Origin of the sequence: Bacillus sp. FSL K6-2819 (assembly GCF_038008305.1) — a bacterium.
GTDB classification, from domain to species: Bacteria; Bacillota; Bacilli; order Bacillales; family Bacillaceae; genus Bacillus; species Bacillus amyloliquefaciens.
The window spans coordinates 3,898,782-3,914,311 of sequence record NZ_JBBOYV010000001.1 but is presented as its reverse complement, the minus strand read 5'-3'; the positions used below and the strand labels follow the sequence as shown (position 1 = coordinate 3,914,311).

14 protein-coding genes are annotated in these 15,530 nt (G+C 45.5%); 12 read left to right on the top strand and 2 right to left on the bottom strand.

From position 1 onward, the window contains the following. Positions 1-3: 3 nt before the first annotated feature. The 5 genes from walK to MHH91_RS20330 all read left to right on the top strand — a co-directional run bounded on the left by walK (position 4) and on the right by MHH91_RS20330 (position 6,106). A complete protein-coding gene (gene walK / locus MHH91_RS20350; protein ID WP_014471295.1) occupies positions 4-1,839 on the top strand; it encodes a cell wall metabolism sensor histidine kinase WalK in 1,836 nt (611 codons plus the stop codon). Beyond that, positions 1,829-3,187, top strand: a complete 1,359-nt coding sequence (yycH, locus tag MHH91_RS20345) for a two-component system activity regulator YycH (protein WP_014471294.1) — start codon at positions 1,829-1,831, stop codon at positions 3,185-3,187. Before walK ends, yycH begins: the two co-directional genes overlap by 11 nt. After that, on the top strand, positions 3,174-4,013 hold the full coding sequence (locus MHH91_RS20340; protein ID WP_014472401.1) for a two-component system regulatory protein YycI: 840 nt from the start codon (positions 3,174-3,176) through the stop codon (positions 4,011-4,013). The genes yycH and MHH91_RS20340 overlap by 14 nt, the downstream gene beginning before the upstream one ends. Before the next feature lie 15 nt (positions 4,014-4,028). Continuing rightward, a complete protein-coding gene (locus MHH91_RS20335) occupies positions 4,029-4,823 on the top strand; it encodes an MBL fold metallo-hydrolase (protein WP_013354215.1) in 795 nt (264 codons plus the stop codon). A gap of 86 nt (positions 4,824-4,909) precedes the next feature. Next, positions 4,910-6,106, top strand: coding sequence for a S1C family serine protease (locus MHH91_RS20330; protein WP_014472400.1), 1,197 nt, complete (start codon positions 4,910-4,912; stop codon positions 6,104-6,106). A gap of 372 nt (positions 6,107-6,478) precedes the next feature. Here the strand turns inward: MHH91_RS20330 and MHH91_RS20325 are convergent, their stop codons facing one another. Then, positions 6,479-7,390 (bottom strand): PepSY domain-containing protein, encoded by a 912-nt coding sequence (locus MHH91_RS20325; RefSeq protein WP_013354213.1) that lies wholly within the window; start codon positions 7,388-7,390, stop codon positions 6,479-6,481. Positions 7,391-7,603: 213 nt separating this feature from the next. Here MHH91_RS20325 and MHH91_RS20320 point away from each other — a divergent pair, with 213 nt between their 5' ends. The 4 genes from MHH91_RS20320 to MHH91_RS20305 all read left to right on the top strand — a co-directional run bounded on the left by MHH91_RS20320 (position 7,604) and on the right by MHH91_RS20305 (position 11,412). After that, positions 7,604-8,287 (top strand): response regulator transcription factor, encoded by a 684-nt coding sequence (locus MHH91_RS20320; protein ID WP_013354212.1) that lies wholly within the window; start codon positions 7,604-7,606, stop codon positions 8,285-8,287. Further along, positions 8,284-9,702: a sensor histidine kinase gene (locus tag MHH91_RS20315; RefSeq protein WP_014471292.1), complete on the top strand. Its 1,419-nt coding sequence runs from the start codon at positions 8,284-8,286 to the stop codon at positions 9,700-9,702. Before MHH91_RS20320 ends, MHH91_RS20315 begins: the two co-directional genes overlap by 4 nt. Before the next feature lie 178 nt (positions 9,703-9,880). Then, entirely contained in the window at positions 9,881-10,144 is a 264-nt protein-coding gene (locus tag MHH91_RS20310) for a hypothetical protein (RefSeq protein ID WP_013354210.1), read from the top strand. Between the two features lie 77 nt (positions 10,145-10,221). After that, positions 10,222-11,412, top strand: a complete 1,191-nt coding sequence (locus tag MHH91_RS20305) for an MFS transporter (protein ID WP_013354209.1) — start codon at positions 10,222-10,224, stop codon at positions 11,410-11,412. A gap of 101 nt (positions 11,413-11,513) precedes the next feature. On the opposite strand, the gene MHH91_RS20300 is transcribed toward MHH91_RS20305, so the two are convergent. After that, the gene (locus MHH91_RS20300) at positions 11,514-12,932 is read right to left on the bottom strand and encodes a sigma-54 interaction domain-containing protein (protein WP_044051918.1); all 1,419 of its coding nucleotides are present in this window, start codon (positions 12,930-12,932) and stop codon (positions 11,514-11,516) included. A 166-nt stretch (positions 12,933-13,098) separates the two neighbouring features. Between MHH91_RS20300 and MHH91_RS20295 the strand changes: the two genes are divergently transcribed. The 3 genes from MHH91_RS20295 to MHH91_RS20285 all read left to right on the top strand — a co-directional run bounded on the left by MHH91_RS20295 (position 13,099) and on the right by MHH91_RS20285 (position 15,453). Further along, positions 13,099-13,386, top strand: a complete 288-nt coding sequence (locus MHH91_RS20295) for an autorepressor SdpR family transcription factor (RefSeq protein ID WP_013354207.1) — start codon at positions 13,099-13,101, stop codon at positions 13,384-13,386. Next, positions 13,383-14,018, top strand: a complete 636-nt coding sequence (locus MHH91_RS20290; RefSeq protein WP_013354206.1) for an SdpI family protein — start codon at positions 13,383-13,385, stop codon at positions 14,016-14,018. Before MHH91_RS20295 ends, MHH91_RS20290 begins: the two co-directional genes overlap by 4 nt. Before the next feature lie 229 nt (positions 14,019-14,247). Further along, positions 14,248-15,453, top strand: a complete 1,206-nt coding sequence (locus MHH91_RS20285; protein ID WP_014471290.1) for an ornithine--oxo-acid transaminase — start codon at positions 14,248-14,250, stop codon at positions 15,451-15,453. Positions 15,454-15,530 lie beyond the last annotated feature (77 nt).

Genomic DNA, 15,530 nt, shown 5'->3' with positions numbered 1-15,530 from the left:
GCGATGAATAAGGTTGGTTTTTTTCGGTCGATTCAGTTTAAGATTACGCTGATCTATGTGCTTCTCATCATCATTGCCATGCAGATTATCGGCGTGTACTTTGTGAAACAGGTGGAGAATTCTCTCCTCAAGTCCTATGAACTATCGTTAAATCAGCGGATTGACAACCTTTCCTATTATATTGAACAGGAATATAAAGGGGACAATGACAGCACCGTCATTAAGGATGACGTCAAACGTATTTTGAATGATTTTACGAAAAATAATGAAATACGGGAAATTACTTTTGTTGATAAAAGCTATGAGGTCATCGGTTCTTCGAGGCCTTATGGCGAGGAAATAGCGGGGAAACAGACGACTGACCCGATTTTCAAACGGATTTTCTCTACAAAACAGGCCTATTCAAAAAAATATTATGATCCTAAAAGTAAAAACAGAGTGCTGATTTCGGCAAAACCGGTCGTCACGGAGAATCAGGAAGTTGTCGGCGCGATTTATGTGGTGGCCAGTATGGAAGATACCTTTAACCAGATGAAAACCGTCAACTCGATTCTTGCTTCCGGAACGGGCTTAGCCCTTGTTCTGACGGCTCTTCTCGGTATATTTCTCGCCCGGACCATTACCCATCCGCTCTCGGATATGCGTAAGCAGGCGATGGAACTGGCAAAAGGGAATTTCTCCAGAAAGGTTCGAAAATACGGGCATGATGAAATCGGTCAGCTCGCAACGACCTTCAACCATCTGACGAGAGAGCTTGAAGATGCCCAAGCCATGACGGAAGGGGAGAGAAGGAAGCTTTCTTCTGTTATCGCGTATATGACGGACGGAGTCATCGCTACGAATCGCAACGGAGCTATTATTCTTTTAAACAGCCCTGCGCTTGAGCTGTTGAATGTTTCACGTGAAACGGCTTTAGAGATGCCGATTACATCTTTATTGGGCATAAAAGAGAACTTTACTTTTGAGGATTTAGTAGAACAGCAGGATTCCATGCTGCTGGAGATCGATCGTGACGATGAAACGACTGTACTGCGGGTGAATTTTTCCGTTATTCAGAGAGAGCACGGAAAAATTGATGGTTTAATCGCGGTTCTTTATGATGTCACCGAACAGGAAAAACTCGATCGGGAGCGCAGAGAATTTGTTGCCAATGTGTCTCATGAGCTGAGAACACCGCTGACGACAATGCGAAGCTATTTAGAGGCGCTTGCAGAGGGCGCGTGGGAAAATAAAGAGATCGCTCCGCGTTTCTTAATGGTGACCCAAAATGAAACTGAGCGCATGATCAGATTGGTGAATGATCTGCTTCAGCTTTCTAAATTCGACAGCAAAGATTATCAGTTTAATCGAGAGTGGATTCATATGATCCGCTTTATGTCTCTGATTATTGACCGTTTTGAAATGACAAAGGAACAGCATGTCGAATTTATCCGCGAGCTGCCGGACAGAAATCTGTACGTGGAGATTGATCAGGATAAAGTGACGCAGGTTCTCGATAATATCATTTCTAACGCATTGAAGTACTCACCGGAAGGCGGACATGTCACCTTCTCAGTCGATGTGAATGAGAAAGAAGAGCTGCTCTACATCAGTGTAAAAGATGAAGGTATCGGCATTCCGAAAAAAGATGTGGAAAAAGTCTTTGACCGTTTCTACAGAGTGGATAAAGCGCGCACGAGAAAACTCGGCGGCACCGGGCTCGGCCTTGCGATTGCAAAAGAGATGGTTCAGGCGCACGGCGGTGACATTTGGGCCGACAGTGTAGAAGGCAAAGGAACGAAGATTACATTTACTCTTCCATATAAAGAAGAGCAAGAGGATGATTGGGATGAGGCGTGAAAATATAAAAACAGTCATACTGTCGGTGCTAGTCGTCATTAGTCTTGTTTTAACATGGGGAATTTGGACGTTCCAGCCCAATTTTTCAGAAGGCACGGCCTCAACCAAATCGACTGTCCGGGAAAAGCATAAAATTGATAAAACGAGCCAAAAAATGTCGCAAACGGTAAAACCCCGGGATATGTTTATTCATACAAACGGCTCTCATTACAAAGTGGATGATGAGACGCTCTTTAATGACCTGTGGGCGGATTTGCCGCAATGGGAAGTAAAAGGGATGAAAGATATTTCCGATCAATACGACAAGCTCGGTTTTAAAAATTGGCTTTACGGCAGAAACGGAAATTCGGCAAAGCTCGATCTGCAATTCAATGACACCATTCCGATTGATTTCTTCCAATCGATGTTTAAATGGTCGAATCAGTCAATGGAATACAGCTCATTTGACCATATTGTCATTCCGTTTAATGAGAATAAAGCGAATAAGAAGATTTACATGGTCTCATACAGCAAACAGCTGATTCTGGAAGTGACTGTGGAATCGGCGAATTACCGCAACCTGATGAATGAGCTGTACAGCAAAAAATCGAGTATGCCGTTATACCACCTCTATTCGGTCGGAAAAAGCAAAGAATTTCTCATGCCGAATTCGCGGTTTAATATGAAGGAAAAAGAATTTATTACTGAAACCATTAAGACGAATCTGTTTAAGCAGACGCTCTTTAATGATCCGAGCACGGTCAGAGAGGATCCGAATTACAATCGGAATGTGCTGACTGACGGAATCAGCCGTCTGGAAATCAATTCGACGCAGCGGCAGATTCAATTCCAGCACCGGAACCTGGCGCAAAGCGCTTCTTATCAAACGGGAGAGCTGATTAAGAAAAGCTATAAATATTTAGAGGATACGGGGAGCTGGACGGATCATTATCAATTTTTCAATGTGAGTGATAACCAGCAGCTGAGTTTCTACATGTTTAAAGATCAAATGCCTGTCATCAACAGCACGTCTAAGCCTTTCGGAGCCGGGCCTGTTATGACCCTGCAATGGGCCAATGACGAGGTTCTCAGCTATAAGCGGCCGAACTATGTTCTCGGGCCGAATCCGATTAAAACAAAAGACGTAAAAATGATGAGCGGCAGTGAGGTTGTGTCGCTGCTGGAGCAGCAGGATAAATACGATGTGAACAAAATCGACCAGATCTTCCTGTCCTATCAAATGGTATCTTCGTCAACGAATGATCTTGTTGAGCTGGAACCCGTCTGGAGTATGAAAATCAACGGGAAAATCGTTCCGATTACGAAAGATCTGCTGGGGAAGGAGGAGGACGATAATGGAGTGGAATAAGACAAAAACGATCTTCATCATTGCCTTCCTCATCCTTGATATTTTTCTCGGCTATCAGTTTTTTGAAAAACGTTCAAGCAGCGAATACGAAGTGATTAAAAATTCAAATGTGGAAAAAGACATGGAGATGGATCATATCACATTCGGGAACCTGTCTTCTGATTCCGAGACGGGCTACAGGCTGACGGCGGGCCAAAAGGTATTTACCGCGGAAGATATTGAAGCCTTGAAGGATCAGAAGCCGTTAATGGAGATGCCGACGGATGATCACAAGGTCACGACGCTGAGAATGAAGTTTTCCGATCCGGTCGGTTTATCGAAGCAAAAGCCGCAGGATGATGCGGAATCGCTCGTCAGCTCCAAAATAACCGGCGGAGAAAAATATAAACTGTGGAAAGTCGATAAGGATAAAAAACAGATCATTTTTTACCAGACGTATGACGGACAGTTTATTTATCAGGATTTTGACTCGTCCTCTGACGCGATCGGACAGGTCATTCTGCATCTGAACGATAAAAATCAGGTCGTATCTTACGAGCAGACCATGCTGGAGTCATTCAAGCGAATCCAGACGGAAAGCCTGATTCCAGAGCTGGATGCGGTCGAATTATTGTATTCTCAAAATTACTTAAAAGCGAATTGCGCCGTCAAAAGCGTCAAGTTCGGCTATATCGCCCAATACCCGCTGACAAGTACGCAGGTGCTGGCGCCGGTATGGAGAATTACAATTGAAGATAAGTCAAAAGGGCCTAAGAAAAAGACACAGCAGACGTACACTGTGAATGCATTAGAAAGCACAGTCATTGATAACAATCAAAATAAATAATGGAGTGAGACACAAATGGGCTTGCAATTTAGCGTGCTTGCGAGCGGGAGTACCGGAAACGCGTTTTATCTGGAGACAGAGGAGCACTCCTTTCTGGTGGATGCCGGCCTGAGCGGAAAAGCGATGGACGGGCTGATGGAGCAAATCGGCCGTAAGATAGACGACGTGGACGGCATCTTTGTCACTCATGAGCACAGCGACCATATTAAAGGGCTCGGCGTCATTGCGAGAAAGTACGGTCTTCCGGTATACGCCAATGAAAAGACGTGGAAAGCGATGGAGAATCAGATCGGCAAGCTGGACACCGGACAAAAGTTTTTGTTCCCGATGGAAAGCGTGAAATCCTTCGGCGGGCTTGATGTTGAGTCATTCGGCGTCTCTCATGACGCGGCCGAGCCGATGTTCTATGTTTTCCACTACCAAGGCAGAAAGCTCGCGCTGATGACGGACACCGGTTATGTGAGCGACAGAATGAAGGGCATTATCCGTTCGGCCAATGTGTTTGTGTTTGAAAGCAACCATGACGTCGGCATGCTGCAAATGGGCAGATACCCATGGAGCATTAAACGGCGGATTTTAAGCGATGTCGGCCACGTCTCAAATGAAGACGCGGCGCTCGCCATGACTGATGTCATCGGCGACGGCACATCACGCATCTACTTGGCGCATCTGAGCCAAGACAACAATATGAAGGAACTGGCGAGAATGTCCGTGCAGCAGACATTGGCTGCAAAAGGATTTGTCGCGGGGGAAACGTTTCAATTATTTGATACCGATCCGAAAATCCCGACGCCTCTGTGCGCCGTGTAATTTTTCCAAATGAATCATGATTATTAATCCGCGATCTAACCCACACTATAAGCAAATTAAGTTCTCTTGAAAGGATTTGAGATAGGGTGGATTATAATCGCGATGATGAACAGTACGCCCCCGAGCAGCCCTGCCGCAGCAAGAGAGGATACTTCCTTTCAAGTCTGATCGGTGTCATCGTCGGGGCCGCGCTCATGGGTTTACTGCTGCCGTACTGGACAGGCGGAGACCATGGAGAAAGCAGCAAAAGCGCCAATCAGCGCATCGGCAGCGAACAGGTGAAAACAGTCAACGTAAATATCAATGATGCTGTCACGAATATGGTCAGCCGTGTATCGGATTCGGTAGTCGGCGTTCTCAATATCCAAAAGACCGATATTTGGGGAGAGGGCGGCGAAGCGGGAAGCGGGTCCGGCGTCATTTACAAAAAGAACGGAAACACTTCTTATATCGTAACCAATCACCATGTCATTGAAGGTGCGACTGAAATTGAGATCAGCCTGAAAGATGACTCGCGCGTGCCTGCCGAGCTGATCGGGAGCGACCGTCTGATGGATCTTGCCGTGTTGAAGGTGAAGACTGATAAAATCAAATCGGTCGCCCAATTCGGCAATTCTGATCAAGTGAAAGTTGGCGAGCCGGTCATTGCGATCGGAAACCCGCTCGGACTTGAATTTGCGGGATCGGTGACACAAGGGATCATTTCAGGAACGGAAAGGGCGGTTCCCGTTGACTCAAACGGCGACGGACAGCCTGATTGGAATGCGGAAGTGCTGCAGACCGACGCCGCGATTAATCCCGGCAACAGCGGCGGCGCTTTGATGGATATATCGGGCAAGGTGGTCGGCATCAACTCAATGAAGATTGCTGAATCCGCCGTTGAAGGAATCGGCCTGTCCATCCCGTCAAAGCTTGTCATTCCCGTTATTCAGGATTTAGAAAAATACGGAGAAGTCAGACGGCCTTTCCTCGGTATTGAGATGAAATCTTTAACGGATATTGCGAGCTACCATTGGAGCCAGACGCTCAAACTTCCGAAGGGTGTTAAAACCGGAGCGGTCATTATGGGTGTCGACGCGTTTTCACCGGCTGGAAAAGCAGGCTTGAAAAAGCTCGACGTGATCACCGGATTCGACGGACATAAGGTCAATGACATTGTCGATCTCCGTGAGCGTCTGTATCGCAAAAAGATCGGCGACCGTGTCAAGATCACGTTCTACCGTTCAGGAAAGAAAAAAACAGCGGAAGTCAAACTGACAGAAGCGGATCGATTGCAGAAATAAAAAAGCAGCCCGGAAATCCGGGCTGTTTTTTATTGATTTATTTGTTAATATTATGAATAAAAGGGGGTGAAAAAACATGAAAACAGCTGATGTGATCATTGTATTGAATGAAATTGAAGGTGAATGTGAAGGAAGAATTATATTAGAATGCAGAATTTAAATCCTATCCTCAAACGTCCTTTTCCAGGGCGCTTTTTTTATGCCATTTTTCAGCAGCTCACAAAAAAGAACTGAACGCGGGTCACAGCACGTTCAGTTGAAAATGGGTATATTTAGAAAAGGCAGACATGAACTTAGAACCTTTTGTGATTGAAACGACTGGTGTTGCAAAATTGAAGCGGCAGATGAAACTGCCGGCAGCTTATTTTTTTGTTATTTGCAGATTGTTCCGTTTTCAGCGTTTACTTTAACTGTCTGTACCGTATGATTTTGGGCAGTGATTTTGACGATGTACATGTAGACGCCGTTTTCTTTCTTCATTTCAGAAGATTTCACTATTCCGCTGCAGTGGCTGAGCGCGATGGAATGCGCTTTTTCAGAAGCGATCATGACTTGTTTTTTCTGCACGTCTTCTTTCAGGACTTTACCGCTTTTGCCGTCCATGTGGAGCGTATGCAGCTTGCCGTCCTGGCCGAATATGCTGACAACATATACAGATACGCCGTTTTCTTTTTTCATTTCAGCGGATTTCACGGCGCCTTTGCAATGGCTGAGTGCGAATGATTCCGCTTTTGTACGGGTCATGTATTGCTGGTTATCCTTTATGTCATGTTTGACGATTTTGCTGTTTTTGCAGTTGATATGGATTGTGTGAAGCTTGCCGTCTTGTCCTGACACTTGAACGACGTAAACCATGACGTTATTTTCGGACTTCAGCTCAGCAGACTTCACGGCGCCTTTGCAATTCTTCAAGGCAATTTTTTCAGCACCCGTTTTTGAAATGAATTGCTGTTTTTTTTCAATCTGGTGTTTCACGACTTTTCCGCTGTCACAGTTGACGTTGACGGTATGCTGCATTCCTTTTACGTCAAGAATGTTGACGACATATACGTAAGCGCCGTTGATTTTTTTCATTTGCGCTGATTGAACGGCGCCTTTGCAGCTGCAATTCTTCAATGCTGCTTCTTTCGCTTTTGCTATGGAAACGGAAGCCTCCTGTTTCGTTTCCACTTTCGCCTGCGCAGCGCTATCCTTATGAATGACAGCCGCATGTGCTGAAGTTAAAGAACTGATTGAAAGAATGGTCCCCAGTGCAGCTCCTGATAAAACTTTTGTAATTCCCATCGTATATTCCTCCTTAAACATTTCATCGTTGGCGTCCCAACTAAGGCTTATTGTAAAGACCCAAGCTGAAAACAATATGAGGACAAGCTGAAAACTTCCTGAATTCAGCGGATTTTCAGCTTAGATTCAGTTTTGTTTCAGATAAAAGCGAATAATAGAGGGGGAAGCGAAAAAAATAAACTCAGGCTGATACATCTAAGGAGAGACTGCATCATGGATAAGTTGAAAGGCATCAAGGTGCTGATTGTAGACGATGAGCCGGCGATCATTGATTTTTTAACGATGGGGCTTGTCAATGAAGGATTTGAAGTGATGTCCGCGGCAGACGGGATGTCGGCAATGAATCTTGTTAAAACATTTCAGCCTCATATTGCTGTTTTGGACGTTATGATGCCGGGAATGGATGGGCTTGAGCTGTCAAGAATGCTCAAGAAAACAAGCAATACCGCCGTCATTATGCTGACCGCGAAGGATGAAGTAGAGCTCCGCGTAAAGGCGCTGATTGAAGGGGCTGATGATTACATGATCAAACCGTTCAGCTTTGAGGAGCTGCTTGCCCGGATTTACGCAAGAATCCGCAACCAGTTTCCGCATCTTTTTGATGAGGTGGTGCTCGGCCCTTTCCGAATCGATGACCGGAGCAGAGAGATTCATTACAATGAACAGCCTTTGAAGCTGTCTGCCACCGAATATGAACTGCTGAAATTTTTAGTGCTTCGCCACGGGACGGTGCTCAGTAAAACGAGGATTCTCGATCAAGTATGGGGCTATGATTTTTACGGGGAAGACAATATCGTCGAGGTGTACATCCGTTCTTTACGCGAAAAGCTGAAAGACAAAGAGCATAAAGTGATCCGCACGGTGCGGGGCGCGGGGTACAGGGTGGATCTGGCATGAAGCGGCTGTACAGAACCCTGCGATTCCAGCTCCTGTTCAGGTCGCTGGCGATTTTGACCCTGCTGTTATGCTTCATCGGCGGCACGCAGTACATGTTTATGAAAAGGACGATGTATGAAAATCAGGCGATCAGCATTCAGAGCTATATCAATTCAATGGATCAAAGCGTATGGAGGTCAATCAAAACCCTTGCCCGTTCTGAAACACCGGCTCATCCGAATTTGATTTATCCCGGGGTGACGGTTGCTTTTATCGATCAATCATACAAGATGTCTGTTTTATCAGAGGACCCGCACGCGGGAACCGCTCCTTCTTTCCCGAAAAACGTGTATCGGGATGCGCTGACAGACACAATGGCGCTTCACTATCAGGTGGCTCACAATAAGATGGGTCAGGAAATCATCGTCGTATTTCAGGCGATTTCCATTGACGGAAGGCAGGCGGGCGTTGTGCAAATGAGCACGCTGACACAGCCTCTGGATGATTCGCTTTTCCGCCAGGTCGGTATTTTTGCGGTGCTTTCTTTTGCGGCTTTGGTCATCGGACTGTTTGTTTTTTTGCCGGTGATCCGGCTCACACTCAAGCCATTATCGCGCATTGTGCATATGATGGGTGACATCAATGCCGGCAGTCTCGATAAACGGCTGCCGATTGATAAAAAGCAGGCCGAAATTGAGTCATTAGGCATATCCATCAATCAGATGCTGGAACGGATTGAAACCTCTTTTCAGGCGGAAAAAGAAGCAAAGGAACGCATCCGGCAGTTTGTATCAGACGCGTCACATGAACTGAGAACACCGCTTACTTCCATTCACGGCTTTATCGAAATTTTAATGCGCGGAGCGGCGGAGAAGCCGGAACAGAAAGAAAAAGCGCTCCGAAGCATGTACGCCGAATCCGTCAGGGCGAATAAGCTGATAGAGGACCTTCTGTTTCTTGCGAAGATTGACCGAGTGCCGAGCTTTGAAATGGAAAAAGGCGCACTGGGAGCCGTCATTTTGGAAATGGAGGCTCAGCTGAAGCTGCTGGCGAGAAACCGGAAGCTCGAGTTTTTTGTCGATCAACAGATTAAAGCCGTTTTTGACAAGGACAAAATGAAGCAGGTCATTCTCAATCTCTTTTACAACGCGGTGCAGCATACGGATGAAGAAACGGGCGTCATCACCGTTTCTCTGCAGAAAGACGGCGGCATCATGCTCATGATTGCTGACAATGGAACGGGCATCGCCCCCGAACATGTGCCTCATTTGTTTGACCGGTTTTACAGGGCGGAAACCTCCCGATCCCGTAAATACGGCGGCACCGGGCTGGGTCTTGCCATTACAAAAACCATTATCGACAGCCATAACGGAACAATTGAAGTGAAAAGTGAGCAGGGAAAAGGCTCCGTGTTCATTATCCGGCTGCCGGGATAAGTCTGCTGACCCGCAAAGATGCCGCTCATACAAGAGTATTGAGATTCACCCGGACTATAGGTGCCGAAATAATCAAAATCCCCAGCTCAGCAATTTCTGACATAAAACATGCTTTACCGTTTGTAAAAGGCGATCAGCCGGGGGTGAACATAATAGGAAAAAACGATTTGACGTTACCATGGGCGAGCCGTCTGATGAAATAGAAGCCGGAGGAAGATCCGCCCCTCTTGGAAAAACCAGAACTGATCCGAAGCGGACTTATCATCTCCCGATTTCAGCCATTTCAATGATTATTCTTCCGTCTTACGTGCATGAGCTATATGAAGGCGGCATCAGAGAGGTGCTGGAAAAAAGAAGGAACTTTTTGGGTTATTCGAGAATACAACTCATTATTGCCCAATTTGTTTTGGGAAAAGTCTGTATCTGCAAGATCCATGTATAGAGGGTTTTTGTGTTAAGACTGACGGGCTCCTTTCTGTTCATGATGTTAAATGCAGATAGCTGGAAAGGGGTATTCATGTGCGGAATAGAAATTTGCTTTACTTCTCCGGTTTTTTCGGAAACTTTTTTTTCGAACGGGGGATTTGGATTTTATATTTAACAAGTATGAATTATTCGTTGTTTCTTGTGGGCATCCTGCAATCGGTCTTGAATTTGGCGATGTTTCTGGCGGAAGTGCCAAGCGGCGTCATCTCGGACAGAATCGGGAGAAAAAAATCGCTCTTGCTCGGCCATTTTATGGTCATTGTCTATTTGGCGATGTTCCTGAGCTTTCATAACTTCATCGCCCTCTTCATCGCCCATATTATATACGGCGTCGGGCTGACGTTTATATCAGGAACGGATCACGCCTTTTTGTTTGATTCACTGAAAGAACAAGGGAAGGAAAAGTGGTACGGCAAATCCATCGGAAACTATAACGGACTTGTCATACTCGGTCTTGCGATCGCCATGGGCATCGGCGGTTACTTACAGGAAATATCATGGGCTTATGTGTTTATCGCGGGGATTGTGACTCAGCTGATTGCAATGGCGGTCATTACACAGCTGACGGAAATCAAATTTGAAAACAGTGAACACGAAACGCAGACGGTCGGTGACATCTTAAAAGAAGTCAAAGATTTCTTCAGGCTGAACAAAGCCTTTAAATATCTGGTGCTGTCACTCTCTGTTTTCTTTGCGCTCACATCGGTTTTTTATATGTACGGACAAGATCTGTTAAGTCAGGAAGGGCTGTCCGTGCGCAATATATCCATTATTTTTGCGGGACTGTCCATCTTGCAGGCGCTGTGCTCCATCTTTTCTTCAAAGCCGGCGGAAAAATTCACGCCGAGGCGCGTGCTTCTGCTGACATTCTGCATCATCGGGGCAGCCTATCTGTTTATACCTTCAGGCAGTCTGTATGTGACGATTGCCGCTTTTGTCGTCATTAATGCGCTCTATGATGTGATAGAGCCCGTATCCAGTCAGGTAGTGAATAATGAGATTCCGTCAAGAACGAGAGCCACGCTGCTGTCAATTATCAGTTTGATGACCTCTCTCTTCATGTTCATTGCCTTTCCGTTTATCGGATTCTTAACGGATTATTTTGATTCAGCCTTGCTGCTGACCGCAATCGGGGTATTATCCATCTTATTGTCGCTGTTTATGATGCTCAGCTTTTACAGACTGAAAGCGAGTGTCGCCATCCAGAATAAAGTCGAGCTTTGAACCAGAATGACAAATTCAGGTAATGGAGTGGTGGCATCAAGCCAATCAGACATAGGCTGACGAAAGGCTGAGGAGCATCTCAGCCTTTTTTCAGTATGGATTCATTTCATCCGCTCCAGCCCGAATTTTTTCAGGCGGTATTGCAGGCTCTGTCTGCTGATACCGAGCTCGTGTGCCGTTTTGGATATGTTGTTGCGGTGTTTTCGCAGAATGTTTTCGATCATATATTTTTCAAAATTCTCCATTTTACCTTTTAAATCGGTGCCGGGCTGGGTGTTTGGAGCGGCTTTGGCATCCGTGTCAGCCGGTTTGATTTTCATGCGGTATTGATAAGGCAGGTGGGCCGCCGTAATCGTCGTTTCATCCGTCATAAAGTTCATGGCGCCTTCAATCATATGTTCAAGCTCACGGATGTTGCCCGGCCAGTCATATTCCAGGAAGAATTGCTGCACATCGTCACTGATCGAATCGACATGCATTTGGAACAGGTGATTGTTTTTCTGGATAAATACTTCAGCCAGCGGCAGAATGTCCTCTTTGCGCTCCCGGAGCGGCGGAATGATCAGCGTGACAACGCTTAATCGGTAATATAAATCTTTGCGCAGCCGCTCTTCCGAAATGGCGGTGATCGGGTCTTCATTCATCGTGGCGATAATACGGACGTCAATCGGTTTGTCCTGAGCTGACCCGATGCGCCTGATTTTCTTTTCCTGAAGGGCGCGGAGCAGTTTGGCCTGCAGGCTGAGATTGAGAGAGTTGATCTCATCCAGCAGCAGGGTGCCGCCCTGTGCCTGCTCAAATAAGCCGGGCTGGTCTATGGCTCCGGTAAAGGCGCCTTTTTTCGTGCCGAATAAAATACTTTCGACCAGACTGTCCGGCAAGGCGGCACAGTTTTGTGATATGAACGGGGCGCCTGAGCGCTGGCTGCCGTTGTGAATGCTTTGGGCGAACAGTTCTTTTCCTGTTCCCGTCTCACCCGCCAAAAGCACGGATGAAGACGTGCGGGTTGCCCGTTTTGCGTTTTCGATGACTTCCCGGATGACCGGACTGTTGCCGAGAATGCTGTCAAACGTATAGCTGTTCTGTTCTTTTCTGTGCATGTTCTCCCTGATCAGCCGTTCGAGCTTGGTGACGTCCTTGGCGATTTCCACGGCGCCCTTGATCTCCCCGTTTTGCACAATCGGAAAGGTATGATTGATCGTCGTGATTTCCTGGCCTTTGTTATTGAAATAGCTTTGCTTCACATTTTTAATCGTTTTGCCTTCCTGAAGGGCCTGAACGAGCGTGCTGTCCTGCTGATTGGAAAACATAAATACATCAGTCAGATTTTTATGCAGGACGTCCCGTTCATCCATATCTTCAATCTGCATCATTTTCTTATTGTAAATGACGGTGCTGCCCTTTTCGTCTACCACATGCAGCCCGACATCAATCTCTTCCAGAATGCTTTGTAATACGAGTGTGAAAAATTCGCTGGTTGTGTGCAGGTCAATTCCCCTCCCAATCGTCTTAACATTCATTATTTTAAAATAAATTGAGCCGGAAACGCAAAAAAATTTTGCGCTTTGCTGATTTTTAAAAATAAATGGAAATTGAGGTAAAGAAACCATTGACTTTTTTAGGAAAATGGTTGATATTTAGATATATACTTAAATATCTAAATCATATATGAGAGGGGGAAAGTACTTGAATAAAGCATTTAAAGCACTAGCCGATCCTACAAGGAGAAGAATTTTAGATTTATTGAAGAAACAAGACATGACAGCTGGTGAAATTGCGGAACACTTCGAAATGTCAAAACCCAGTATTTCTCATCATCTTAACATATTGAAAAATACTGATTTAGTTCACGATGAGAGGAAAGGTCAATTTATTATGTATTCATTAAATACCACTGTATTACAGGATCTTATAGGCTGGTTCTTTTCTTTGGCTGAACCAGAACATGATAAGAAGAAAGGCGGGGAATCATGAAAAAATATATCTTTTCGGCAGGACTCATTGTTTTAACTGTTTTAACATGGGCTTTCACATATTCATCTTTACCGGACAATTTGGCGATACACTGGGGATTAAACGGAAGTGCAAATGATTACCAAGCTAAAGCTAATGCGATGATGATGCTTATTGGCATAATGATTATTATATATATTTTAATGGTTATCATCCCTAAGATTGATCCTAAAAATAACTACAAAACATTTATCGGGCCATATATGGCTATATTTAATACAATGTTTGCGGTAATGTTTGTCATTAATCTTATGATCATCTTGACCGGCCTGGGATATGACCTCCCTATATCTTATTTAGGAAGCTTTATAGTGGGCGTTATTTTTATGGTGTTTGGAAACTTTATTCAGATAGTTAAGCCTAATTTCTTTTTAGGGATAAGAACACCGTGGACGCTGAGCAGTGAAAAAGTTTGGAAGGATACACACAGGGTTAGTTCAAAACTTTTTGTCTTAGCGGGCATTATCATGATGCTTTCAGCTTTTTTTCCGCCAGTGTATAGAATATCAGCCATTTTCATTGCTGCAATCGGCTGTATCATATTTTCTGTATTAAGTTCTTATATTGTATATCAAAGACAATTGAATAAATAACTGCTGAATAGGAGCAATCTAATTGGATTGCTCTTATTTTTGTCAGCGAAAACGCAAAAAAATTTTGCGCTTTGCTGAGCTTTGGTTGCAAACCGCATGAAAATTTTGCAGGAAGAGAAAGAATTTTGCCGAAACATCCCGTTTTTTCGGATTGGCACGGAACTTGCTTTATAAAAAGGGAAAGCAAGAGCTTATGTTGAATGTTTACAAAACAAGGGGGAATCAGATTATGTCAGCTTTCACAAAATCTCAAGAAATTATCAGTCAAACTTCACATTACGGCGCGAACAACTATCATCCTCTTCCGATTGTTATTTCAGAAGCGCAGGGTGTTTGGGTAAAAGACCCTGAGGGCAATCAATATATGGATATGCTGAGTGCTTATTCTGCCGTGAATCAGGGACACAGACATCCGAAGATCATTCAGGCGCTGAAGGATCAGGCGGATAAAATCACTCTGACGTCACGCGCGTTTCATAATGATCAGCTCGGCCCGTTTTATGAGAAAACAGCCAAGCTGACGGGAAAAGATATGATTCTGCCGATGAATACGGGGGCGGAAGCCGTTGAATCAGCTGTCAAAGCGGCGAGACGCTGGGCATATGAGGTCAAAGGGGTAGCCGATAATCAGGCAGAAATCATTGCGTGTATCGGCAACTTCCACGGCAGAACGATGCTTGCGGTATCTCTTTCTTCAGAAGATGAGTATAAACGAGGTTTCGGACCTATGCTTCCGGGTATAAAATTAATTCCGTACGGAGATGCAGAAGCGCTGCGCCGGGCGATTACGCCGAACACAGCCGCTTTCTTATTCGAACCGATTCAGGGAGAAGCGGGCATCGTCATTCCGCCGGAAGGATTTTTACAAGAAGCGGCCGCCATTTGTAAGGAAGAAAATGTGCTTCTGATCGCTGATGAAATACAGACGGGACTCGGCCGCACAGGGAAAACATTCGCGATTGACTGGGAGAATATCGTACCGGATATGTTCATCTTAGGAAAAGCGCTCGGCGGCGGCGTCTTCCCGATTTCATGCATCGCGGCGAACCGTGACATTCTCGGCGTGTTTAATCCGGGTTCCCACGGCTCGACATTCGGCGGAAACCCGCTCGCTTGCGCGGTATCGATCGCATCTCTTGAAGTCCTTGAGGAAGAAGGGCTGGCAGAGCGTTCGCTTCAGCTTGGCCGGTATTTTAAAGAAGAGCTTGAGAAAATCGATAACCCTATCATAAAAGACGTGCGCGGACGCGGCCTGTTTATCGGCGTTGAACTGACCGAAGCGGCCCGCCCATACTGTGAAAAGCTGAAAGGCGAAGGGCTTTTATGCAAAGAAACACATGATACCGTGATCCGGTTTGCACCGCCGTTAATGATTTCCAAGGAAGACTTGGACTGGGCGATCCAAAAGATCACAAATGTGCTTCAAAACGCGTAAAACTTTGATGCGGCAATGCTTTCCCTCGGCTTGTATGGAATTTACAAATAAAAATTCATCACACTCTATTTGCGCGG